Origin of the sequence: Thiomicrorhabdus aquaedulcis (assembly GCF_004001325.1) — a bacterium.
Classification (GTDB): Bacteria; Pseudomonadota; Gammaproteobacteria; order Thiomicrospirales; family Thiomicrospiraceae; genus Thiomicrorhabdus; species Thiomicrorhabdus aquaedulcis.
On the sequence record NZ_AP018722.1, the window covers coordinates 1,771,504 to 1,796,705 of the forward strand.

General features: G+C 44.2%; 22 protein-coding genes, 1 tRNA gene and 1 other RNA gene. 6 read left to right on the forward strand and 18 right to left on the reverse strand.

The window, feature by feature from the left end:
• Window positions 1–31: 31 nt before the first annotated feature.
• The 13 genes from EP181_RS08065 to EP181_RS08130 form a co-directional block, all read right to left on the reverse strand.
• On the reverse strand, window positions 32–3,007 hold the full coding sequence (locus tag EP181_RS08065; RefSeq protein WP_232023389.1) for an FAD-binding and (Fe-S)-binding domain-containing protein: 2,976 nt from the start codon (window positions 3,005–3,007) through the stop codon (window positions 32–34).
• Window positions 3,004–3,669 carry an O-antigen ligase family protein gene (locus EP181_RS08070; RefSeq protein ID WP_232023579.1) on the reverse strand — a complete coding sequence of 222 codons (666 nt, stop codon included), beginning with the start codon at window positions 3,667–3,669 and terminating at the stop codon, window positions 3,004–3,006. The genes EP181_RS08065 and EP181_RS08070 overlap by 4 nt, the downstream gene beginning before the upstream one ends.
• A gap of 29 nt (window positions 3,670–3,698) precedes the next feature.
• On the reverse strand, window positions 3,699–4,337 hold the full coding sequence (locus tag EP181_RS08075) for a hypothetical protein (protein WP_127471183.1): 639 nt from the start codon (window positions 4,335–4,337) through the stop codon (window positions 3,699–3,701).
• Window positions 4,338–5,408, reverse strand: coding sequence for a phosphotransferase (locus EP181_RS08080; RefSeq protein ID WP_172959723.1), 1,071 nt, complete (start codon window positions 5,406–5,408; stop codon window positions 4,338–4,340).
• Window positions 5,395–6,411 (reverse strand): polysaccharide pyruvyl transferase family protein, encoded by a 1,017-nt coding sequence (locus EP181_RS08085; RefSeq protein WP_127471185.1) that lies wholly within the window; start codon window positions 6,409–6,411, stop codon window positions 5,395–5,397. Before EP181_RS08085 ends, EP181_RS08080 begins: the two co-directional genes overlap by 14 nt.
• 29 nt (window positions 6,412–6,440) lie before the next feature.
• Entirely contained in the window at window positions 6,441–7,037 is a 597-nt protein-coding gene (locus EP181_RS08090) for a glycosyltransferase family 29 protein (protein ID WP_127471186.1), read from the reverse strand.
• Window positions 7,034–8,155, reverse strand: a complete 1,122-nt coding sequence (locus EP181_RS08095) for a hypothetical protein (protein ID WP_127471187.1) — start codon at window positions 8,153–8,155, stop codon at window positions 7,034–7,036. Before EP181_RS08095 ends, EP181_RS08090 begins: the two co-directional genes overlap by 4 nt.
• Window positions 8,148–9,266: a hypothetical protein gene (locus EP181_RS08100; protein WP_127471188.1), complete on the reverse strand. Its 1,119-nt coding sequence runs from the start codon at window positions 9,264–9,266 to the stop codon at window positions 8,148–8,150. The genes EP181_RS08095 and EP181_RS08100 overlap by 8 nt, the downstream gene beginning before the upstream one ends.
• The gene (waaC, locus tag EP181_RS08105; RefSeq protein ID WP_127471189.1) at window positions 9,263–10,303 is read right to left on the reverse strand and encodes a lipopolysaccharide heptosyltransferase I; all 1,041 of its coding nucleotides are present in this window, start codon (window positions 10,301–10,303) and stop codon (window positions 9,263–9,265) included. Before waaC ends, EP181_RS08100 begins: the two co-directional genes overlap by 4 nt.
• Before the next feature lie 128 nt (window positions 10,304–10,431).
• On the reverse strand, window positions 10,432–10,611 hold the full coding sequence (locus EP181_RS08115) for a hypothetical protein (protein WP_127471190.1): 180 nt from the start codon (window positions 10,609–10,611) through the stop codon (window positions 10,432–10,434).
• A 52-nt stretch (window positions 10,612–10,663) separates the two neighbouring features.
• Window positions 10,664–11,632 (reverse strand): ADP-glyceromanno-heptose 6-epimerase, encoded by a 969-nt coding sequence (rfaD, locus tag EP181_RS08120; protein ID WP_127471191.1) that lies wholly within the window; start codon window positions 11,630–11,632, stop codon window positions 10,664–10,666.
• A gap of 9 nt (window positions 11,633–11,641) precedes the next feature.
• Window positions 11,642–12,013 (reverse strand): diacylglycerol kinase, encoded by a 372-nt coding sequence (locus EP181_RS08125; RefSeq protein WP_127471192.1) that lies wholly within the window; start codon window positions 12,011–12,013, stop codon window positions 11,642–11,644.
• Window positions 12,014–12,191: 178 nt separating this feature from the next.
• Window positions 12,192–13,679, reverse strand: a complete 1,488-nt coding sequence (locus tag EP181_RS08130; protein ID WP_127471193.1) for a phosphoethanolamine transferase — start codon at window positions 13,677–13,679, stop codon at window positions 12,192–12,194.
• Between the two features lie 97 nt (window positions 13,680–13,776).
• Here EP181_RS08130 and EP181_RS12485 point away from each other — a divergent pair, with 97 nt between their 5' ends.
• From EP181_RS12485 to EP181_RS08155, 6 genes are all read left to right on the forward strand, one after another.
• The gene (locus EP181_RS12485; protein WP_232023390.1) at window positions 13,777–13,965 is read left to right on the forward strand and encodes a hypothetical protein; all 189 of its coding nucleotides are present in this window, start codon (window positions 13,777–13,779) and stop codon (window positions 13,963–13,965) included.
• 14 nt (window positions 13,966–13,979) lie between these two features.
• A complete protein-coding gene (locus EP181_RS08135; RefSeq protein WP_232023391.1) occupies window positions 13,980–14,450 on the forward strand; it encodes a protein-tyrosine phosphatase family protein in 471 nt (156 codons plus the stop codon).
• A 10-nt stretch (window positions 14,451–14,460) separates the two neighbouring features.
• Window positions 14,461–16,212: a lipid A export permease/ATP-binding protein MsbA gene (gene msbA, locus EP181_RS08140; RefSeq protein ID WP_127471194.1), complete on the forward strand. Its 1,752-nt coding sequence runs from the start codon at window positions 14,461–14,463 to the stop codon at window positions 16,210–16,212.
• Window positions 16,196–17,200, forward strand: a complete 1,005-nt coding sequence (locus EP181_RS08145; protein WP_127471195.1) for a lysophospholipid acyltransferase family protein — start codon at window positions 16,196–16,198, stop codon at window positions 17,198–17,200. Before msbA ends, EP181_RS08145 begins: the two co-directional genes overlap by 17 nt.
• A 397-nt stretch (window positions 17,201–17,597) precedes the next feature.
• On the forward strand, window positions 17,598–19,865 hold the full coding sequence (gene nrdA, locus EP181_RS08150; RefSeq protein ID WP_127471196.1) for a class 1a ribonucleoside-diphosphate reductase subunit alpha: 2,268 nt from the start codon (window positions 17,598–17,600) through the stop codon (window positions 19,863–19,865).
• Window positions 19,866–20,138: 273 nt separating this feature from the next.
• Entirely contained in the window at window positions 20,139–21,224 is a 1,086-nt protein-coding gene (locus EP181_RS08155) for a Fic family protein (protein WP_172959724.1), read from the forward strand.
• A gap of 33 nt (window positions 21,225–21,257) precedes the next feature.
• Here EP181_RS08155 and recR read toward each other — a convergent pair whose 3' ends face one another.
• The 5 genes from recR to EP181_RS08180 all read right to left on the reverse strand — a co-directional run bounded on the left by recR (window position 21,258) and on the right by EP181_RS08180 (window position 25,149).
• Window positions 21,258–21,851: a recombination mediator RecR gene (recR, locus tag EP181_RS08160; RefSeq protein ID WP_127471198.1), complete on the reverse strand. Its 594-nt coding sequence runs from the start codon at window positions 21,849–21,851 to the stop codon at window positions 21,258–21,260.
• A gap of 12 nt (window positions 21,852–21,863) precedes the next feature.
• Complete coding sequence (locus tag EP181_RS08165; RefSeq protein ID WP_127471199.1) at window positions 21,864–22,193, reverse strand: YbaB/EbfC family nucleoid-associated protein; 330 nt, start codon at window positions 22,191–22,193, stop codon at window positions 21,864–21,866.
• 45 nt (window positions 22,194–22,238) lie between these two features.
• Window positions 22,239–24,644 carry a DNA polymerase III subunit gamma/tau gene (dnaX, locus tag EP181_RS08170; protein WP_127471200.1) on the reverse strand — a complete coding sequence of 802 codons (2,406 nt, stop codon included), beginning with the start codon at window positions 24,642–24,644 and terminating at the stop codon, window positions 22,239–22,241.
• Window positions 24,645–24,915: 271 nt separating this feature from the next.
• Window positions 24,916–25,012, reverse strand: an RNA gene (ffs, locus tag EP181_RS08175) — signal recognition particle sRNA small type.
• Window positions 25,013–25,059: 47 nt separating this feature from the next.
• Window positions 25,060–25,149, reverse strand: a tRNA-Ser gene (locus tag EP181_RS08180).
• Window positions 25,150–25,202: the final 53 nt, after the last annotated feature.

Genomic DNA, 25,202 nt, shown 5'->3' on the forward strand with positions numbered 1-25,202 from the left:
AATGTTTTGCAAACGTTTTGTGCTGTCTTGGTTACGCTCTATTCGACAACACCGCGTCAAAGACTTGCGCCATGTGCCAAACCTGCTTTTGCGCGGATCGGTTTTCAGCACCTTTGCCAACACCTTTGCCAACACCATTGTTGTCACTGTTAATGGGCGCAAACCCCTCGGCCAAATCGACAATTTGATGCCGGCAACTCGTGCCCGTGGCCACAATCCAATCGTGCGCTTGGGCGTTGACCAGGCCTGGTAACAAACTTTGTTGCGCAATAATGTTAGACACATCGTAATGCTTATACCCAAACTCACCCGACATGCCGCAACACCCCGTGGGCAGCAGATTTACGTTTACCCCTGGCAATAATTTAAGCGCGTTTACACTGTCTTGCGGATTGGCCAACGCTTTTTGATGACAATGCACATGCAACCAAATGGTTTTTGGTGCGCCAGACAACTTGGGCAACGCAGGCCATTCGGGTAATGCTCCGCTGGCATGCAAACGCAACATCAGCTCTTCAAAACTCAGTACCGCGTTAGACCAATATGACCAGGCCTGGTCATTCTGCTGATGTGCAGCCGCTTTTACATTCGCCGTTTTTACATTCGCCGCTTTTACACTGAGTAAATCGCCAGCTTCATCGCGCCACACCAATAATTCAGAAGGCTCAATGCCCACAATGTAATCGCCCGCTTGCCAGTGGGCCAACTGTTGCACCGTCTGTTGCAGCGCGCGTTTGGCCTCTGGAAGCAACCCCTGACTAATGAGCGCGCGCGGCGAGTGGGTTAAAAAAACCGGTTGCACGTTTAACCCCAATTTAACCAAACTGCGCAAGGTGGCGCGTCCCACTTCTGGCTCGTGGTATTGACTGTACAGGTCGCACAACACCCACACGGTTTGCCCCTGACTTGCGTTAAACCCAGCGTTTTCTTTATGCCAGCTTTGCCACCAGGCCTGGTTGTTTTGCGCCACCGCTTGAGGCAAGGTGCGGCGCACGTCCACTCCCATTATTTTTTTAACCCAAGCCAAACCTTGCACCGCGTTAAACACGTTTGGCCAGGCCTGGCCAACGCGCAACAACGTGCCATAATGCACCATTAACCAATTGTTTAAACTTAATTTTTTGCGGGTTTGATGCAACACCTCGGCCTTTAACCGCGCCATGTCCACATTGGCCGGACACTCGGTTTTGCAGGCTTTGCACCCCAAACACATCGCCAACGCATCTTGCAAATCGTCCGCGCTTAAGGCCTGTTGCGGATTGGGCTCGGTCAACGCAAAACGCAATAAATTGCTGCGCCCACGAGTCGAGTAATTTTCTTCACGCGTGGCCTGATACGACGGACACATCACCCCGCGCCCCGCCGATTTTCGGCACGCGCCCGCGCCATTGCATTTTTCGACCGCGTCCATAAGCGACAAATCTTTTGACCAATCCAACGCGGTAAAGAGCGGTTTTTGCGGCTGTCGGTGAGCGCGTAAATGTTGCGTAATGGGCGCATCACCAATAATCACCCCGGGGTTAAGCAAATTATGGGGGTCAAACGCGCGCTTTAATGCGCACAACACCTCGTACACCTCGGCCTCAAACTGCTCTTTTAAAAACGGTGCGCGAATTCGACCGTCGCCGTGTTCGCCCGACAACGCCCCGCGATACTTTTTAACCAAGGTTGAATTACGCTCGGCAATCGTTTTAAACAGCGTTTGCCCCTCGGCCGTGGCCAAATCCAACTCAGGGCGAATGTGAATTAACCCCACCGACGCGTGGCCGTAATAGACGCAATTGACCTGCAAATCGGCCATTAACGCCTGCACATCTTGATAATAATCAAACAAATGCGCCACCGGAACCGCCGCGTCTTCAATCACCGCCACCGCTTTTTTACGCGTCACCTTACCCATCAACAACCCTAAGCCGGCTTTGCGAACCTCCCACACTTTGGCCGCATGTGTGCTCTCAATAATGGGCGAGGCGTAAGCGCCATGTGCCAGTAACCAGGCCTGGTAACGTAACATTTGCTGATTTAAATCCGTTAAATCCTCCGCAAACCACTCACACACCAACACCGCTTGCGGGTCGTCCGCAATCCAAAACCGATTGGCTTGTTGGCCAATATTGGTTTTAGTACCCTCCAACGTCGCCTTGTCAATAAGCTCAATCGCCGCGGGCGCAAACGCCAACAAATCACACACCACCTTCATCGCCGCTTCAATCGAATCAAAATGCGCGCACAGTAACTGACGCTGTTTTGGCACCTTAACCAAATTAAGCGTCGCGGTTTTTATCACCGCCAACGTACCCTCACTGCCGCACATTAACGGCGCAAGACTAAACGGTTTACCAGTGGGATTAAACGGTTGATGATGACGATACAGCTCGTCCAAAGCATAGCCGGTATTGCGGCGTTTAATAGAAGGGTGCGGAAAATGCGCTAAAATTTGCGCGCCGTGCGTGTTGAGTAAATCAATGACCGTGCGATAAAGATGGCCTTCAAAAGTGGCCAGCTGCAACTTTTCATCCAACTGTTGCGTGCTAAGCGCACCAAAAGTGGCCTCAGAACCATCTGCCAAAATCACCTCAAGCGACTTAACATGCTCACGCGTAGTGCCATAATAAACCGAGTACGATCCGCACGAGTTATTACCAATCATACCCCCCACCATCGCCCGATTAGACGTTGACGTATCCGGCGCAAACCGCAAACCATCGGCCGCCACAAAATCATTCAAATCGTCCTGAATCACCCCCGGCTCAACATCAATTTCTTGGTCTTCTGGACGGTAATTTAGAATATTGGTCAAATGTTTAGAAACGTCCACCACCACACCAAACCCAATCGCTTGACCGCCTAAAGACGTGCCACCAGCACGAAGGGTGATGGGGGTGTTGTGTGCTAGGAGGTTTTGAATGTGCTGGGTTAGGTCGGCTACATCAACCGGAAAAACAACTTTTTGTGGTTGAAGCTCATACACTGAAGCATCGCTAAAATGCGACGTATTCATCTTCATAAAGACGACTTTGAGGGGATTAAATGACTACTTTTCCTTGTGATCAGTAAACTAAAAACAATAAATAAAGTCGTTATCAGAAAAAAATGTGAACTATACACACTTCGCTGAAGAGGACTCTCTGGCATAAATGACATAAACTCAGCCAATGAGAATACAAAACCTGCAATCCAAACAGGCTTGTCTGTGATATCAGCTGTCTTCATACCTTTTAAAAAATAAAAAAATAAAAATATAAATAGTAGTAAAACACTCATGAATCCAAATAGCCCTTTGGTAATCAATGCCATTAAAAACTGATTGTGAATGTGAGAATAATCAAAACCATCAAACTCTTGATTAAAACGAGTGTAAGCAATTCTTTGTGTTTCGGATTTCATAAACACCTTAAAATCATTTTCTCCAATGCCAAGCCATAAATGATTTGAAATGCCTGTTATACCCGCCTCATACATAAGCAGGCGTTGACCACTACTGCTTTGAAAAGACTTACCAGTAATATAATCGTTGGCACCACTAAATACTTCTCCTACTCTTTTTGTTATTACATTACTGCTTGAGAAAAATAATCCAACAAAAATAAGTGCGACAACAGACAAACTCAAAATAATTCGACTATTGAATTCAGGATGGCCTTTTTTATACAGAAAATAATAGTAAATGCCCCAGGCTAAAAATGCTTCAGGAAGTCCTAGCCAAGCTGTTCTAGTTTGAGAAAAATAACCGCAGTTAACAACATAATGCCCATAATCAAATAAGCACCAAAAATTATTTTATTTTTAAAAAATGCCCAAGGAAGAGCACCGACTAAAATAATTAAAAAAGTATTAGCCAGAATACCAAATCCAATGGGGTTGCCATAAAAATCACCAAGTCGCCCAACCAAGTTAAAATCTACCGCAGCAAATTCTAAAAAACTTAGAAAAAGAATAAAAAACGAACCAATACCAACACTTATCCATAAATAATCAATAGTGGGCTTTAATTTATAAAGTGCCCATCCCATTGCAACAAAAACAAGCACTGAATGTACAACATTCATTGTATTGCCTGAACGTCCCTCTAATCCATCATGATAAAAAAGAATTACTAAAGCAATAAACCAATAAAATACAATTAACCAACTCCATATGAACAAACTTACATTTTTTGTTTTTTTGGTATTTAAACGATCACGCAGTATCACCCAAAGTGAAAAAGTTAACATGATCAAAAACAATATCTCAAAATTAACCTCTACTACGTTTCTTAAGACATATCCAAACATCATTAGCCAAATAAAACTAAACAAAATAATTTTTGAACTTGTTTTTTCTTTTTCAGTAATCATTTAATGACACTCTTTATGTTGAACATCACGCTGTAATTTATTTAAAGCTGGGGATATATGAAATTTATATTTGTATTTAAAAGTCGAGGGTGTTAAGTGCAACATCGCGGCTAAAATAAAACATAAGATTAAAAGTCGATTCTCTTCAACAGAGAAACTTGTAAGGGATTTAAGTTCATAATAAATAATGTCAAAATGTTTTTTTTGTTTTGACATAAAAAATGCTAAATCCCAAACGCGAACTCCAACCTGATAATACTGAAAATCTACTAGCTTTAAATTACCATAATTATCACGCATCATATTAGCCGCTTTATAATCCCCATGAACTAAGCCAATCATGCTCTCGTCGAGTTTGCCAAATTGAACTAAATACTTTTCTACTTTTTCTTGAATGACTTCTATTTCTTTGCTATGCAAGGGATTAATCTTCTTACGTTGATCAAAAAATACTTGAATATATTGCTGTGAAGATGGCGTTCCAAATTGACATATCAGCGTAAGCAGAAGGTCACGAATTCGACTGCCTCCAGTCATCTTAGGAAATCCGTTTGCATTATGATGCTGCCGTATAAACAATTCTCCGACAGATTGCAGCTTGACATACAGCTCAACTATTTCAGCAAAGCTGATTTTATTTGGTGAATTAAGCGCTTCCATCGTCATAAATCTAACGTTTGAATCACCAAGTACGCCTATTACTTTTAAAACCGGGGCGATTGCATGCTGGGTCAAAACATTTTTTTGATGCCACTGCAAAAAATAATCTTCACGCGCGATTTCCTCTGAATAAGCAAATTTTGTCACCCATGTGAGTTTTTTCAATTCAGTTCGGTGCAATAAAAACCCCAGATTATTGGCACCACCCAAGTCTTCAAAACGTGAATTATCAGAGAGTATTCCTAATTCTTGTAAAGAGATTTCTACAGTATTAATTATTTTATCTAGGGTTTCACCAGACGCTAATTGCAGTTTTGTTTTTAATTGATTTGAACGTTTTCTTAAACCAAAAAAAACAGCTAAATATTCTTTTATCTGCCGACACAAAACTATTATTTCAGGATACCTCAACGGAATTCACCTGATTAAAAGTTTGCACTTTTAAAACAACACTCTTTAGCATTGCGAAATTGCCCTCTTCTGCCTTCGATAAAAATTTATCAATTGCATCCAGCTCTTCCGGCAAATAGGGTTTCCAATGCTCTAATTGTAAATGCTCTAATTCTTCAGCTCTAATAACCCTTTTAGAATGTCCAAATACTTCTTTAAGCAAAAAAGTTATCTTAGGTGTATTCGATTCAAGAGCAACAAAAGGAATCTTATTTTTTAAACACATTGTTACAGTATGATATCGACCTGTAACAACTAAATCACACTGTGCTAAATAAGCCTCAAAACTAGAAGGTTCTAGACTCCGTTTTCTGTCACCTAACAGCCACTTAATGGACTCTACAAAATACTTTCTAGGACGCTTCCAAAAACAGTAATTGCTCGGCCTTGCAACGATCATTGAACAATATTTTGCATGATATCTGCGACTGAACCGTTTTAAATGTGGCACGTCTGATTGCATTACAGAGTCAATAACACACACTCTGCCTTTTTCAGGTTTATAAGGTGCACTAGCTGGCAATGCAAACGTCATATCCGCAACAAACTCAGCTAAGATGTTATGTTTGAGTAAAGTTTTATAGCTTGAACGATCACGCACATAAACCCCATCAAACTCACGAATAAACTCATAAATTGAGGCATCATTTGCAAACAAAGTAGCGTTGAGCAAAAAACATGGTACTTTCAGTTCATTATGTGCAAAAGCTGCAAACTCAACCAAAGCTTGAGCTTGCCAACGTCTTGAACCATGATGAATAGTTCCTTCGCCGTTAACAATCACCGCATCCACCGAAGGATATTGACGAATACCAGCTTTATTCTTTCGCCAATCCCGACCAACTGGCCACGTCCAAACTACTTCTACCCCTTGTGCCTCGAGCAATGACTCCAGATTCTTCATCACCATAAGACAACCATAATGGCTTGTTGGCCTGGTATCATTAATAATCGCAACTCGCATATTTAACAATTCAACTCTTTTATTTTTTCTTAGTTAGTTTTAATGACTGTTAATTGGTGCGTCGGCAAACAATTTTGAATAAACATAGCTTCTTTAACGCCGTCATGGGGATTAACATATATTTCCTTGCCCAACCATACTTGTATGCGTTCTTTTATAGAATACTGCTTATGCCAACTTGGATTCTCAAAAAAATCAAAACCATATAGAGTAAGGGTACCGTCGCCAATCATTCTTCTTAACATATCCACCGCCATACAACCTGTCGACGGCCTTGACCCTAATTGCTCGTACAGAGATGCCCACCATTCCTCAGGATAAAAATACAGATTTTTAGATATAGTATCTGAAATAACATTACGGTTTTTTGGTGACATATAAACCACATTCGACAATTTCTCAACCAGTGCGTTTATTTCTTTTTTTGCACCAGACACACATAAAATATCTAACCGTTGCCCAACACTTAACCGCATATTTTCTGGTAAATTCCATGCGCCGTTCATGCGTATAACCAAATCATGTTCATCCACAGGGAATTGTTTACCTAATACATTTTTTGAATTCCCAACAAGCGCTACATTTTTGCCTCTTACCATTACAGCAAGATGTTCAATATTTTTCATACAACACATCCACTTAAAATAACTCGGTCACAATCATTCACACTAACAACGTCTACCATTATTTTTTTACAAAATTCTGCCATTTTTATAGAGTAATTATCATCACTAATTTGTACCATAACGACTCGCTTTACGCCCTCAGCATAATTAGCCAGTAAGATCGTTGAAGACACATCCCCAACCACAGTGCACTGTTTTAAAAATGGCAGCAGCATCTCAAAGCTTACTTGACCTGGTAAACGCCAAACATTTTGTTGTTCGAGCTTTAACGGGTCGCTGTCGCCGGCGGCGGGGTGGTATTTTATCGCTACGTTTAGGCCTTGTGCCTCAAACCCCGCCAGTAATGTGGCTATGGCTTGTTCGTAATGTGCCACTTTAGAAAATATTGTTTGATTGGGTAACGTAATCAATACATCTAGCGCAGCTAACCGTTGCATGGATACCCCTTGCTCTTCAAGGACTTTTTGCGCTAAACCGGTCAATTCTTTAAAGCCGTTATTATCTGGGTAAATTTCGTGCAAACACTTAGATTTTAGAGCTTGATTAACTTGATTTGGGTACATTACCCAGGCCTGGTCAATCCATTTACTCGCGCCGATGGTGAGTGGCGTATCGTACCAAAAGCCGTACATCATTTTTTTTAAAAAAGCGTCTACATAACGCTCAGATTTTTTTTGCGAAGCGGCTCGCCCCAAATAGGTATACACGCCCTCGTCAAGATAGCAGCCCAAACAATTTGGACGGTATGATTTAGCCTGTTTAATAATAAACTGCCCTAACACACTGCGATCATTGCCAATAAACACTCGTTCAATACGGTGCTCCTTGACATAATTGGTCGTCCAAGCAAATTGCGCTCTGCGATTGCGCCATTTTGCAATTCCATTGAGTTCGCGACCCGCCATTAATTGAGTGGCTACAAATGGCGCACTTTCGGTATTTATAAAATGGTTAAACACCATTGGACGGTTGGTATATTGATCAATTATTACAAGGTGACTATCACGTTCGCCGCGATGTTTTGCAGCCAACACAAACGCCCAAAAAAAGTGCAACGTCGAAGAGGCCAAGTATATGTCTACTGGACGAACCATAGAGATTGCCGCCATTTTAGTCATAAACAGCCTCATACGCAGATTCGTAACTTTGCACTATACGCACCTCTAAATTGTGTAATATCGGTTTAAACGCACGTTCAAAAGCACTGTCTTCATTTAATACCGCCACGCCATTTAACTCTGGACGAAGCCATTTTGTGGTGAGTAATGCCGTGCCTACATCGCCAATAATCTGGGCGTGTGCAGGCAAATTAGGTAAGACAAACTCAAACGCCAAGCGCTCAGGCACTAATATGACCCCAAAACGAGCTTCTAATTTTAATGCATCGCGCTCTAAGGCACGCGGATGATATTTAACGGCAACTTTTTGACCGCATTCATAAAGTGTCTGTAAAAAGACTTCTATGCGTTCAACATAGCCGGACATTTTTTGAATATTATTAGGGTGCGGTATCAATATCAAACAGTCTACTGACTGCAAACGCACAAGCATGTCACCCTGTAAGCCGTAAAGTGCGCACATCTGTACGCTAAAAATTTGCACATCTGGTGCAGTAAACCAACTTATATCAAGCGTCTTCATCTGCTTTTTTTGTAAGGCACTTACTGCTTGTTCAGGACGAAACAACCAGGCCTGGTTAATCCAATTTGAAGCACCCACTGTTTTGGGTTCTTGCCACCAATGACCGTAGACTGCTTTTTTAAGCAAACTGCTTATAGAATCTTTAAACCAATGATGCGCTCGACCCGCGTAAGAGTACAGTCCATCGTCTAAATACCAACCTTCAAGCTTTAGGTTCTGTTTTTTTCCCAACTGCATTAAATACTGAAACTCTATTCGCCGATCACTGCCAGTGGCGATAACATCAACTGCAAAGGTCTTAATAACATTGGCTAATATCTCAAAATTAGCTTTACGCTCGGCTACTTTACCCAAGCCTGTCGCCTTACCTGGCAAGATAAACACTTGCTCAAATGGCGAGTTTGGCCAATTTTTTAATACTTGATAATATGCGTTATCTTGAACGTTTTTTTGGTCAATTAACACCAGTTGAGCACGTTGTTGAGGTGCAAAATGCACAGCATGCGCCACCGCGACTAAAATATTTAAAGGCGTAGAGGGGACATACAAAACATTAGGCTGTGCTTTTATGCTTTCAAGGCTATTCATACCGTACTTAACGCCAACTTGTTAGACAAAGCTTTTATTACGTCTTCAACCAACAAGCCTTGTAAAGAATCGTTTTCCTGACAAGGCTGGGTAAACTTTTTAAGATACTTCGTGGCCAAAGGCGAGCAAAGATGCACCACATTTTGCCCATCTGCCCCCACCAATTTAGGGTCAGTTACGCGGTATAAAACCACCATGGGAACTTCTAATGCGGCGGCGACATGCGATAATCCAGTGTCTACCGACACGACGGCTTGGGCGTTTTTTAGAGTTTTGGCCATGTCGTTTAGACTTAACATGGCTTGTGGCACCCAAACATTTTCTGCTTCAACATGACGGCTGATGCGTATAGCACGTTGGTGTTCGTCGGCGTTTCCCCACGGCAAAATGACTTTTTTACCGATGGCATTGGCTTTTTGTAACAGTTCAATCCAATAGTCTTCAGGCCAGTATTTAGTCGTCCACGTTGTGCCGTGCAAAAACACCCAATAATCGTTATCGGCAAACTGTTCAGTGACCAAACTCGGCTTTGACCAGGCCTGGTTGGTTAAGCCATACACCATTGGGGCGTTGGTGGCTAACGAATACCCTAAGCACTGCGCCAGTAATTGCCGTAAGCGCACAATGGCGTGCTGTTGTTTACTTACCGGGTATTTATAGTGATAAAACCACGTTGCCAAAGGTTCACGCGCGCTGCTCCAATCGTAGCCGGCGGTTTTAGCGTGCATTTTTTTGGCCACCCAGGCGCTCTTTAATAAACCCTGTGCATCAATGACCAAATCGTAGTGGGTTTGGTTGACGTGTGCAAAAAATGCTTTTATTTGCGCACGATATTTAAACGGCTGTTTTCGCCATTTACGCAGTTCAATCGCATACACCTTGTCTACCGCTGGATGCCATTTTGGAATCTCTGCAAACGCACTTTCAACCACCCAGTCGACCACCAGGCCTGGTGTATTTTGCAGTGCGTCCGACAACGCCGGAAACGTGTGAAACACATCGCCCATTGACGACATTTTGATTAATAAAATGCGCAAGAATTAAAGTTCCATCTCAATAAAATCCTCTGTCCACTCTGGTAGCTTATGCGTTGCATATAAAATTTAAAACTTGTTCGGTAATCGTGGTTTTCCCCGATCCATTTGGACCGGCCACAATAATAAGCCTAGGCTTGCTTGACATGTAACTTATCATTTTTGATTTTTTGAATTTGCGAATGAATATTGGCCATAAAGGACTTCATGGCTTGCTCTTTTTTTTGATTGGCTTGCTTAATGGCCGAATCGGTTAGAGCAAACAACTCTTGATCGGTAGGCTCTCGCTCACTTATAAATTTATAACTCATGGCATGCTCCTATTAAAATTCCAAAAAATCTAAACAATCCTTACATAACGGACTATATTTTAAAGTTTACTGTGTTTGGATGCTCACTCAACCACGTTAAATATTTTTTTACCCCTTGCGCAACGCTGTTAAAGGGCGCGGTATAGCCGGCTTGGCGTAGTGCGCTGTTGTCGGCTTGGGTAAAGCTTTGGTAGGCGCCTTTTAGGTGCTCGGGAAACTCGATAAATTCAATTTGACCTTTACCATGAAAATCAATCACCGCATCGGCAATGTGTTTAAACGGTTCAGCAGCGGCTGGCCCTAGGTTAAAAATTCCCGATTTTTGCGGGTGTTGCATAAACCACAAGTTCACTGCGGTGACATCGTCGATGTAGACAAAATCGCGGGTTTGCATGCCGGCGTCAAAGCCATCGTACGCGCCAAACAATTTAACGTTTTGCCCAGCTAAAATTTGATTGTGCAGTTTAAAAGCCACGCTGGCCATGTCGCCCTTGTGCTGTTCGCGCGGGCCATAGACATTAAAATACCTAAACCCCACCACTTGGCTTTGGGCGTGCGGCAAAATTTGACGAATGTATTGGTCAAACTGAAACTTTGAAAAGCCATAGACGTTTAACGGTTTTTCATGTTCACGCGACTCAACAAACGTAGGACCATCGCCATACACGGCGGCCGACGAGGCGTATAAAAACGGAATACGGCGATTTAAACAGTAATTAAGCAGATCTTTGCTGTATTCGTAATTGTTGTCCATCATGTATTTGCCGTCCCACTCGGTGGTGGCCGAGCATGCGCCTTGATGAAACACGCATTCAATATCGGGCAAGCCTTCTTCGGCAAAAATACGGGTTTGAAAATCTTCTTTGTCTAAATAATCGGCAAAATCGCAATCGGCTAAGTTAATGAATTTTTTGCCGTTTTTTAAGTTGTCCACCACCAAAATATCGGTGCGCCCCAACGCATTTAACGCTTTAACTATGTTTGAACCAATAAACCCAGCCCCACCGGTTACGACAATCATGCGCTACTCCTACCCAAAAATCTTTGAAATTAAAAATCCGCTCCACACCACCACGGCCATTAAAAATGCCAAAAACACCGCCGCCGACCCTTGGTCTTTGGCGCGCCCTGACAGCGTGTGGTACTCTTCACCAATGCGATCCACCACCGATTCAATGGCTGAGTTTAACAGCTCAACCACCAAGACAATCAGCAAAACCCCAATTAACAGTGCGCGCTCCAGCGCGTTGTCGCCCAACCAGTACGCCAACGGAATCAGCAACAGCGTCAACACCACTTCTTGCCTAAACGCCGCTTCGTGTTTCCAGGTGGATTTAAAGCCTTTCCACGAATACCCTGCGGCGTAAATAACGCGTTTTAAACCTGAATGAGGTGATTTCATTACTAACCTTTTTAACCTATTGGTTTTAATAAAAGTCTTACACTAACCTGTTATCTCATTAAAATTTAAGAGCTTCAGTGTAACAAACCATTCTCATACCTTTTACCAGCAACCGTGCGTGGTTTTGAAACATAACTTTCCTCACAGGGCGACGAATCTTTATATCTAAACTCTGACTTTAGTCCCATAAAACATAGACCAAACTCAAAAAAGAGTCGTTTAAAAATGGCTCAGAACGAAACTTGTGCATATTTTGCATTTTGTAATCAAAAACTTGCTGATAATTTTGGTTTGTCCAAACTATAAATGGGATTTCAAACATTTCAGGGCTGACTCGCTTTAATTCATGCCCAATAAAATTTTTATAATCATAAACTTCTTCACCGTGGTCAGAAAAATAGACCAATCCGTTAACCGATTGTTCTTGTGTTTTAAGCATATTCACGATTTCATTTAAAATAAAATCAGTATAGCGAATCGAATTATCATAAGCATTCACAACGGATACTTGCGCTTCTGAAGGGGTCTTGGTGTAAATCGCCAACTCAGCACTCTTAAAATGATCAAATTCTTCGGGGTACCGCTTTGCATAAGACATGTGACTGCCACGCAAATGTACAAAAATAACTTTATGAGTTTGGGGCGATGCAATAGCTTGTTTTATAGTAGGCAATAAATAACTATCAGTTTTACCGTTATCTGTTAAATAAAGTGCATGATCTGACACCTGAGATAATGACAGCGTGGTTCCCTCGTAACGAGGTTGATTAGAAATCCACCAAGTTTGAAAACCACCCTTTTTTGCTAACTCAACCAAACTTAAAGCCTCGGCAAAAGGGATATTATTGACTAAGCTTTTTTGGGTCAAGGCATGACTAAGCGCAAGATACGTTACCGCAAACGGTGAAATAACATCATCAAATAAGATTAATTCATTTTTAAGTACCGTAAGTGCCGGATTTGTATCTCTGTGATACCCATAGAGTCCATGATGTCCTCTAACCGCAGACTCTCCAATCACAACGACATAAGTTTGCGGGGCTTTTTCAGCTTCCTTACCTACCACGCCTGAATAGTTTTGTAAAAGCATTGGTCGCATAGTCATCTCGTCTTGCAATGCTATGTACTTATGAATACCATCTGTTAACTGACCAAATGCCCCAGGTAAAACATCTTTATAGCGTTCATGAAAAGCCACTTGCTGAACTGCAACCACCAACATAATCAAACCAAAAGCTATAACCAATTTACTTTTATAACCCTCTGGAGTAAATAGTTGCAATTTTCGCCCTAAATAGACAAAACCCAGTAAATAGGCAACGAGTAAGCTTACATTTATCAGACTTATATAAACGTCTAAAAACTCTAATGTTTCTGCACTGTCGGTATCTGTTAAAACACGCACCAGGCTTGCTTCAAATTGCTGGTTAAAAGTAGACGTGTAAAATAAATCAACAACACCCGAAAGTGCAAAAGGCCATAACAACAGCAAAAACAACCACTTGCTTTTAATCACGTAAGAAATAGCCACCAAGAGCAAAAGCCAACCAAGCCTGGCGGTTAATTCAGATTCGCTAAAGTCGTCCGCTAGGGCAAAAAAAACCAACAATGGAAACATTAAAACCCATAAAACCATTCCACTTGAATGCGCTAGATAACGATCCACAAAATCTTTCTCAACTGGTAAAAAAGCCGAATTTTAACATTTTATTGCAAATAAAAGTTAGAATAAGACCCGCTTAAATCTACTATAAAGAACCTGTATGCCCTCCTCAAAATTGCCGCTTGGCACGCCTTTTCGCCGCCTTAAAGCACGTTTAGACAACTTGTTAATTGACCATGAAATTTTAAGAATGGCGTACAGAAACTTTTATGAACTATCCCAAACTGTATTTCGCAGTAACCATCCTTCAGCGGCTTTTCTAGCTAAATTGCAAAAAAACATGGTTTAAAAACCGTCATAAGCATGCGTAAAGCCAACAGCTCAGGTTCGTATCTACTTGAAAAAGAAGCCTGCGATAAGCTAGGAATTACCTTAATAAACCACCCTATGTCGTCTAGAAAACTTCCAAAACCACACATGGTACTCGAAGCCAAACGTCTGCTTGAAACGGTTGAGCGCCCGGTGCTTATACATTGCAAATCAGGTGCGGATCGCGCTGGTTTAATGAGCGTTTTTTACATGCACTTTATTGAGCAACAACCGTTAGAGCAAGCGGTAAAACAACTAAGCATTAAATATGGCCACTTTCGCTGGGCCGATACGGGCAAGCTTGATTACTTTTTTGACGCATTTTTTGCCTACCAAAAACAACATCCAGAAACTGAGTTTTTAACTTGGGTAACCCACATTTATAACCCTGAGGTATTGGACCAATCGTTTAAAAGCGCCGGCTGGGCTAATATTGTGGTTAACAAAATTTTAAAACGAGAATAACGCACCCCTTATGTTTGATAAACACACGTTATATTTATACAAACGGCTTCTTACCTATATAAAACCGTATTGGAAAGTGGTGGCGATTACCTTGGTGGCGCTGGTGATTGCGGCGGCTATGGAGCCGATGATGCCGGCGCTGTTAAAGCCGTTGGTGGACGACAGTTTAATTGGCAAAGACCCCACGGCTATCACATTGATTCCACTGTTAATTATGCTGGTGTTTATTATTAAAGGCCTGGCCGAATACGCCAGTAAATTGGCAAGTGAATGGGTGGCGCATAAAGCCATTCTGGACATTCGCGCGCAGATGTTTGCCAAAATTAACAACTTACCGCAACAGGCGCATCACGACTACACCACGGGCAAATTGCTTTCTAAAATCACCTACGATGTGGCGCAGGTGGGCGCGTCTTTAAGCCAGGCCTGGATCATCATCATTCGTGACACCTTAATTATTATTGGCTTGCTGGGCTTTTTGTTTTATACCTCATGGCAACTCACCTTATTAATGATTGTGATAGGCCCGGTGATTGCGTTTGTGATTGAGCGCGCCAGCCGTTTAATGCGCCACTCAAGCAAAGAGATGCAAGGCACCATGGGTGAGCTAACCCAGCGGCTTGAGGAAGGCTTAAACGGCCATAAAGAGATTAAAATTTACGGCGCCGAACACTACGAGCAGCAACGCTTTTTTACCACCGCCGAAACCCTGCGTAAGCACACCATGGACGTGGTAAAAGTCTCGGCGGCAAACGTGCCCATTGTGCAAATGTTGGCGGCCATCGCGCTTTCAGGCGTGCTGTACGCCGCCTCGTTAATGTCGGCGCAAAACCTATTTACACCCGGTGAATTTATTGCCTTTATTACCGCGATGGCGATGATTTTTGAACCCATTCGCCGCCTCACCACCATTAACGTCACCATTCAAAAGGGCATGGCAGCGGCCGAAAGTATTTTTGAACTGCTTGATCAACCCGACGAACCCAATACGGGCACGCATCTCTTACATGCGCCGCACGGCCACATTGAGTTTAAAGACGTGACCTTTCAATACCCCGGCAGCCATGCACCGGCATTAAGCCAATTTAACTTGAGCATTCCTGCCAAACAAACTACCGCGTTGGTCGGGCAATCGGGCAGTGGTAAAACCACCTTGGCCAATTTAATTACCCGATTTTACGAGCCGCAAAATGGTCAAGTTTTAATTGACGGCACGCCACTCAACCAACTTGAACTCAACAATGTACGCCAGCACATTGCTTATGTAAGCCAAAACGTAGTGTTGTTTAACGACACCTTAGCGGCCAACATTGCTTACGGCCAAAGTGACGTGGCGCAAAGCGACATTATTGCGGCGGCCAAAGCGGCCTTTGCCTGGGAGTTTATCGAAAAACTGCCGCTGGGGTTAGACACCCAAATTGGCGACAATGGAGCAAGTTTGTCGGGCGGACAACGTCAACGTATTGCGATTGCCCGCGCGTTTCTTAAAAACGCCCCTATTTTAATCATGGACGAAGCCACCTCGGCACTCGACAATCAGAGCGAGCAGATGATTCAACAAGCCATGGACAAGCTCAAACAAAACCGCACGGTTATTTTAATTGCGCACCGCTTAAGCACCATCGAAAAAGCCCAGAAAATTGTGCTGTTGCAACACGGCCAATTGGCCGAAATGGGCACACATCAAAGCTTGTTGGCGCAAAACGGTTTGTACGCCCATTTGTATCAACAGGGACACGATATTGATGCCCAACACACCTAACACCCCCAATACTAAAAACACGCAAAGCAATCAAAAAACCACTTTAACCAGGCCTGGTCAAAGCCAAAACGCTTTTAAATGGGCTTTTTTACACCCCAAGTATTGGGGCATTTGGTTGGGTGTGGGGCTGTTAAAGCTGGCCAGCCCACTGCCAAATCGCGCTAAATTTACCCTAGGCAAATGGCTTGGGCGTGGACTGTATTGGCTGGCCCCAAAACGTCGTCGCTTAGCGCGTGCCAACATTCAGATGGCGTTAGACAAACTCACGCCAGCCGAACAACGCGCCATTTTAAAAGCCCATTTTGAATCCTTAGGCATCGGATTAATGGAAATGGCCATGGTTTGGTATGGCGACCATAAAAAACACCACGCCACCGCTAAAGAACGCGCGCTAGTGCATTTTATTGGCCAAGAAAACCTGTATAACGCCCAACAACAAGGCAAAGGCGTGTTAATTTTGGCGCCGCACTTTACCACCTTAGAAGTCACCGGATTATTTGTGTCTTTTTTAACCAACTACCACGCGGTGTATCGCCCGCACGACAATCCGTTAATGGATTATTTGATTGCCAAAGGTCGTGCCATTGCGTTTGGTGACGGCTCACACGTTCAACCTGTGGCCAACTCAAACACCCGCCAAATGCTTAAAATTTTACGCAATGGTCAAAGCATGACCTTTTTACCCGACCAACGTTATCGCTCCAAAGGTCATGTGGTGGTGCCGTTTTTTGGTGTTGACACCAAAAGCAACCCAGCCACCTCTAAAATTGCCAAACTCACCGGGTGTGCGGTGGTGCCGACGTTTACGCGCCGCCTAAAAAACAACCAATACGAAGTCGAATTTTTACCCGCATTAAACCATTTTCCTTCGGGCGATGATGTGGCCGACACCTTACGTTTGCATCAACTTTACGAGGCCGAAATTGCCCAAAATCCCAGCCAATATTTATGGGTACACAACCGCTGGAACTTAAAAAATACTCACTAATTCTTAATGCCACTTAACATCAGCCATAATTTTTTTTGAGTGGCAATAGAAAAATTTTAACGCATCTTATTTCTACCTTTGCACAAAGTTATCCACACCCTTTCAACGTTGATTCTTAGGCAACTTAAGTGACTTTTCCACAGGGAACACCACCCAACTTTTCAAGATAATGTCAAAATTCGTCACTTGCATGATAACCTAAAATACACTATATTTTGACATTCCGCGAACTCCAGTTACTACATGTTGTGGCTCGTCGCAAAAATCTCACTAAAAATTAAACGCGCTTGCTCAGGCTAATTTTTCATTAAGACGCTAAGCGCATGAATTAATTAATTTTTTGTTTTTTTAGACTCTTTTAAGTTTATTACTTTTATACACAGGTTCAACGTCTTCCATGAAAAACCAAAACATTCAAGTCACCAAACGCAATGGCTCTAAAGAATCAATCGATTTAGAAAAAATTCATCGTGTCATCACCTGGGCCGCCGAAGGACTTGAAAACGTGTCGGTATCCGAAATTGAACTGCGCTCGCATATTCAATTTTTTGATGGCATTACCACTTCAGACATTCACGAAACCATTATCAAATCGGCTGCTGATTTAATATCGGAAAACGCTCCAGACTATCAACATTTGTCGGCGCGCTTAGCCATTTATCACTTGCGCAAAAAGGCCTTTAACCAATTTACTCCGCCCGCGTTATTTGAGCACATCCAAAAAATGGTGCACAACGGTTTGTACGACCCCCAAGTGTTGGCCGACTTTAGTCAAAAAGACATTAATGAATTAGACAGTTACATTTGCCACGAACGCGACATGACCTTTGGTTATGCCGCCGTAAAACAGCTAGAAGGCAAATACCTAGTGCAAAACCGCGTGACTGGCAAAATTTATGAAAGCCCGCAGTTTATCTACATGCTCATCCCCATGTGCTTATTTGCCCACTATCCAGCGCACAACCGCTTGCAGTACATAAAAGAATTTTACGACGCCTGCTCGCTCTTTAAGCTGTCCCTGCCCACGCCCATTATGTCGGGTGTGCGTACGCCAACACGTCAATTTAGCTCGTGCGTGTTAATCGAATGCGGCGATTCTTTAGATTCCATTAACGCCACCTCGTCGTCCATCGTTAAATACGTGTCACAACGTGCCGGTATTGGAGTGAACATTGGCCGAATTCGCGCATTAGGCAGCGAGATTAGGGGGGGTGAGGCCTATCACACGGGCATGATTCCGTTTATTAAGCATTTTCAAACGGCGGTTAAATCGTGTTCGCAAGGTGGGGTGCGCGGTGGCGCAGCGACGTTGTTTTACCCTATTTGGCACTTAGAGGTTGAATCCCTGTTGGTGCTTAAAAACAATCGCGGGGTTGAAGAAAACCGCGCGCGCCATTTAGATTATGGCGTGCAAATCAACAAAATGATGTATCAACGCATGATTGAAGGTGGCGAACTTACGCTGTTTAGTCCATCGGACGTGCCTGGCCTGTACGATGCGTTTTTTGCTGACCAAGAAGAGTTTGATCGTCTGTATAAAATTTACGAAGTGGATGACAGCATTCGTAAGAAAAAAGTCAAAGCGATTGACCTGTTTACTCAACTGGCGCAAGAGCGTGCGCAAACTGGGCGTATTTACATTCAAAACGTTGACCACTGCAACACCCACAGCCCGTTTGACCCACGTGTAGCACCAGTGCATCAGTCTAACCTTTGCCTAGAGATTGCTCTGCCCACTAAACCGCTTAACTCGGTAGAAGACCCCAATGGTGAGATTGCGTTGTGTACGTTATCGGCGTTTAACTTAGGGGCGTTGGACAGTCTGGACGAATTAGCCAGTTTGTCTAACTTAATTGTGCGCGCTTTAGACAGTTTATTAGACTACCAAGATTACCCCGTTGAAGCCGCGCGACGTGCCAGCATGGGTCGTCGTACTTTGGGCGTGGGCGTAACCAACTTAGCCTATTATTTGGCCAAAAATAAAACCAAATATTCTGACGGCTCGGCCAATAATTTAGTGCATCGCACCTTTGAAGCGATTCAATACCACCTATTAACCGCTTCTAAAAACCTTGCGCAAGAGTTGGGGCGTTGCGAATACTTTGGCGACACCACTTATTCGCAAGGGGTATTGCCCATTGACACCTACAAAAAAGATTTAGATACCGTATGCAGTGAACCCTTGCACTTAGACTGGGAAACCTTGCGCGCGCAAATTAAACAACATGGCTTACGCAACTCAACGCTAACGGCCTTAATGCCTTGTGAAACTTCGTCGCAAATCACCAACTCCACCAACGGTATTGAACCACCGCGCGGCTATGTGTCGGTTAAAGCGTCTAAAGACGGCATTTTAAAGCAGGTGGTTCCGGGCTTTAAAGAGCACCGTAACGACTACGAATTGCTGTGGCACATTCCCGACAATAAAGGCTATTTGCAGTTGGTGGGCATTATGCAAAAGTTTGTCGACCAGGCTATTTCATCTAACACCAACTACGACCCAGCACGTTTTAACGAAGACCGCGTGCCCATAAAATTGGTGCTGCAAGATTTGTTGTACGCCTACAAAATGGGTTTAAAAACCCTCTACTACCACAACACCCGTGACGGTGCCGGCGACGACCAAGAAGACGACGGCTGCGCAGGTGGCGCGTGTAAGCTTTGACGTGTACAAAAAATAAAAAACTCTTAAGCCCCTGAAATACGGGGATTTTTCTAGCCACTTTTTTACGTTTTCTTACCGGAATACAAACCGGAATACATAAACTCTTAAACATTAAAAAAACATATTATAATCAACATCATAAAATCTGTTTTAAAACCGGAACAAGAATATTTGATTATGAATGAGTTAACCCCCTTTTTACCATCAGAATCCCATCCTAAAAGAGCCGCGCTGCTTGCCATGCTCGATGAACTGCATGTACGTATGCGCTCTATGAGTGCCAATATACATCCGCTTATCCTTGATGAAATCAAATCCGGTATTGGATTTGTTAACAACTACTACTCCAACCTTATTGAAAGCGAAGGCACTCATCCGGCTGACATTGAAAAGGCCATGAAACACACCTATTCAGACAATCCTGAGAGTGAGCTTAAACAGCGTACGGCTATGGCCTATCAAAATGCTCAAAACCTAGTCAGGCTAAGAGAGCCGAGCCTGCACTTCGATTTTGAATTGGTTAAGAAGATTCATCAGGCCTTTTATAGTTCAACAGAACTTTTGCCAGAACAGCTTGTGGTAAGAAACAACAGCGGAAAAGAGTACCCCATCATCCCAGGAGAAACCAGGGAACAAGCCGTGGAAGTGGGCAATCACCGGGCACCAAAACACTCTGACATACCTCGGCTAATGAGTGATTTTGAACAGCATTATTCATTCAGTAACAACGAGATGGGCGCCATAAAGCTCATGAAAACCTTTGCGGCACACCATCGCTTTATGTTTACTCACCCTTTCTTGGATGGAAATGGACGCATTGGGCGGCTATTAACCGACGCTATGTTAAAAACAATTGCTCCCGATGCCTACGGCTTGTGGTCGTTGTCTCGTGGATTAGCGCGTAATAGCAATGACTACAAGATTGCGCTAAGCCGTGCCGACCTAATTAGGCAAGGCGACACCGATGGCCGAGGTCAACGCACTGAGTCAGGCCTTGTTACATTCATCGAGCTAATGACCCAAATATCTATGGACCAGGTTGAGTTTATGAGTAGCAAGCTTTCTATGAATAAGCTTTTTGAGCGTATCGAGCGTTACGCCCAGTATGCCGATAAGCCTATTTTGCCTGAATACATACGATTAGTGCCAAACTTGCTGGTTAACGGCTCCATGAAAAAAAGCGAGGCGCATAAGCTAATGGGCTGTACAGAACGTCATGCTCGAGACATCCTCAAAAAACTAAAATCTCGTGGCGTGATTAAGGATTTAGAAGACTCTGTTCGCTCACCGTTTACATTGCACTTTAATAGCGACATGTTGAACTATTTATTTCCGTCTTTGGTTCCACCAAAGGACTAGGAACGCCTAGAAGCCTGTCGGATTAAAGCCAATTTAAAGCGTTTTGCGGGCTAAAAAAGCGTGCGATAACGTACCGCTGTCTAAATATTCTAGCTCGCCGCCCATGGGAATGCCTTGCGCCAAACGAGACACTTTAATATTAAAGCGGCTGGCCATTTGCTGAATGTAGTGCGCCGTGGCCTCGCCTTCGACCGTTGGATTGGTGGCTAAAATCAGCTCTTCAATCGGTTCAATCGCTAAGCGCTGCTCTAAAACATTTAAACCCAGTTCGTTAGGACCAACGCCGTCAATGGGCGATAAATGCCCCATTAACACAAAATACTTGCCTTTAAAAATCCCTGATTGTTCCATTACGGTGACGTCGGCCGGGCTTTCGACAATGCACAGTTCGTGGGCATTGCGCTTGACCGAAGCGCACAAACCACACACCGGCTCTTCGGTTAAGGTGCGGCATTGCGCACAATGTCCCACCTTTTCGATGGCCTGCGTTATGGCACTTGCCAAGGTTTTTCCGCCTTGTCTGTTACGCTCTAACAACTGATACGCCATGCGTTGTGCCGACTTAGGCCCCACGCCGGGCAAGACCCGCAAGGCTTCAATCAGTTGTTTTATAAGTGGACTTTGCACGGCCAAAAATCCTTAAAACGGCATTTTCATGCCCGCAGGCAAGTTCATGCCAGCGGTCACATCACCCATGCGTTTTTGGCTCTCTTCTTCTACTTTACGCGCCGCGCTGTTTACGGCGGCAGCAAATAGGTCTTCTAGCATCTCTTTGTCGTCCATTAGGCTGTCGTCTAATTCGACTTTTAGCAGTTCGTGTTTGCCGGTCATAACCACCTTAACCAAACCGCCGCCCGCTTCGCCCGTCACTTGCATGTTGGAGACTTCTTCTTGCGCTTTTTGCATGTTTTTTTGCATGTCTTGCGCTTGTTTCATTAAATTGCCTAAACCGCCTTTTCCACCAAACATAGTGTTTTCCTTTGTTGATTGTGTTGTTAATTTATAATTTTCTGTTCAAAGCGGATGCACGCTTGTGGCAATCACGCTTAACCCCAACGTCTGGTGTAATTGGCCAATATTGGGGTCTTGCATAATGGCGTTTTGTGCCGCCACTTGCCTAGCCTGCGCTTGCGCTTGCCATTGCTTTGCTGGCGTATTGTACTCGCCTGACACGTGCGAACCTTGGACAAAGTCCACTTGCACGGCCGCTCCAAAATGCGTTTTAATGCTGTCGCGCAAACGCGTCTGCGCCATGTCGGTTTTAGCGTAAGCCTGCTCTGGGTCAACACTTAACCACCAGGCCTGGTCATCTTGACGTACCAAAATGCAATGCCTGGCCAACTCAAACGCCATGCCGTCTAATTGCATTTGCTCAATTAAGTTCAACCAATCTAAACCATGTGCAGAAATGGGTGCGCGCTCTTGGGGCGGCGTTAGCACCGGTTCAAACATCGGTTCGATTATAGCCTCGATTATTGGCTGGCTGATAGACGCACTTGCAGACTCACTGAGTATGGGTACGGGGTGTTCAACCGGCACTTCTTGAAAAACATCCTGGGTTTCGACGGCCTCAACCAACGAATTTAAGGGTTGCGAAGGCTGTAACGATTGCGCAGTTTCAGAGAGTTGCGCGGCGGCAACCCCATTAAACTTTCCCAATGGTTGTTTTAAACGCTCTCTAATTTGCGCCAAATGATCCATCGCTTCGCCCGAACGTTCTGGTAGAGATTCGACCACTTCACCAGGCCTGGTCATAGGTTGCGGGGCAAATTCGCGGTTTGGTGCCGCATTAAAGGCAGGTGCTGGCTCGTAAGGCATCTCGGTTAACCACGGAGGCATTTCCTGCTCATAAGCATTTTCCAAATGGGCTGCGGCCTGCTCGGCAGGGGTTACTTGAGCAACTTGCGTCCGTTGAGGTTGAGCATAATAGGAAGACGGTTCACTTACCTCAGCCACTTCAACCACTTCATTCACCACAGCGGCCTGATTTGACTCAATGAGTGGTTGAATGATGGGCTCAACAAGGGGTTCAATGGCCGACTGCGTTGCAAGCGTTCTTTCAACCTGTTCGACTTTTTTACCCATTAACGAACGCGCTGACGCCAACCCCGCTAAGGCTTGTTGAGCGTCTAAATGGTTTAATAATTCAGGCTCGGCCGACACCGCATTGACATTAGCCGCGTTAACAGGCAAGGGATTAAACGCCTCTTTTACCAGGCCTGGTGGATTAGGACTAGCGTTAGGATTAGGCGCCGCCGTGGCATTATTAGGGATTTGGGTGTTATTAGAGTTACTAGCGTTATTAACAGGCAACGCCGTGGCATCGGTAAGCGGCACAAAGGCCAACATTCTAATTAACGTCATTTCAAACCCAATGCGAATGTCGGGTGCTAACAACATGTCTTGTTTGCTTAACAACGCAATTTGGTAAAGCATTTGCACGCGATCGGCAGGGATTTTTTGGCTTAAATCGTGCAACACGTCGTCGGGCAACACGCTCATCAACACATTGTCGCCAAACAGTTGATGACTGGCGATGGCGTGCAAGGTTTCAATTAACTGCGCCAACAACGCTTGATAATCAACGCCCATGGCGGCCAATTGCGAAATGACGGCTTTAATTTGCGCGGTGTCGTCCGAGGCCAAGGCGTTTAAAATAGCCAAGCCAAACTGCTGATCCACCAAGCCCAACATGGTTTGCACTGGCTCAAACAGCACTTCGCCTGCGCCATACGCAATCGCCTGATCCAACAAACTTAACGCATCACGCGCCGAACCATCGGCACTTTTGGCAATAAGAGCCAGCGCGCTGTCTTCAAATTTAAACGCCTCTTGTTGCAAAATAAACGCCAAGTGATTTTGAATTTGCGGCGGCGTTAAACGCATTAAATTAAACTGCAAACAGCGTGACAGCACGGTTATAGGCAATTTGTGCGGGTCGGTGGTGGCCAATAAAAACTTAACGTGCTCGGGCGGCTCTTCTAGGGTTTTAAGCAGCGCGTTAAAACTGCTTTTAGACAGCATGTGTACTTCGTCAATTAAATAGACTTTAAAGCGACCTTGCGTGGGCGCAAACTGCACATTGTCTAAAATCTCGCGCGTGTCGTCCACCTTAGTGCGCGACGCCGCATCCACCTCAATTAAATCAATAAACCGTCCTTGATCTATGGCCACACAGGTTTCACACACCCCACACGGGGTTGAGGTAATGCCGGTTTGACAATTAAGCGCCTTGGCAAAAATACGTGCAATGGTGGTTTTGCCCACGCCGCGTGTGCCGGTAAAAAGATAGGCGTGATGCAAACGCTGTTGATCCAGCGCATTAGACAACGCCTGCATAACATGGCCTTGCCCCACTAATTGTGCAAAGTTTTTAGGGCGCCATTTACGGGCCAAAACAGTATAGCGAGAAGAACTCATAAAGACAGTCACCTAAAAGTGGCGCGTTTTAGCCCAGCCAACGCACGTATAAAACGAGTGCTATAACTTAACCATAAACCCAGCACGTTAAAAAACGAAACCGTATTTTAACGTGAATGCACACTAAAATCCGCACAAATTGACCCTGCAAGGCAAACTAATGTACCAAGGTAAAAAAGTTAAAACAAAACGAAAAGTAACGAAAGAGAAAGAGGTAAAAACCGAGGTAAAACGAGAGTAAAAAAAGAAAACCAAACATTAAGGGCGGCAACTCTACCCACCTGGTCTCGGCGCACGCATCAATCGGTACCGTTGCTACCTTCCGGTCCTGGCGGAGTTCCCAACTTAGCGTCGCGAGGGGGCAAATAGAGTCACCATAATAGGATGACACATATAACTAAAACAACTTAAAAATTGGTGGAGAACGAGGGGTTCGAACCCTCGATAGGTATTAACCTATACACACTTTCCAGGCGTGCGCCTTCAGCCGCTCAGCCAGTTCTCCAAAAGAGTGCGGATTATAACGAGTAATCCGCGTAAAGTCTAGTTAACTGTAGG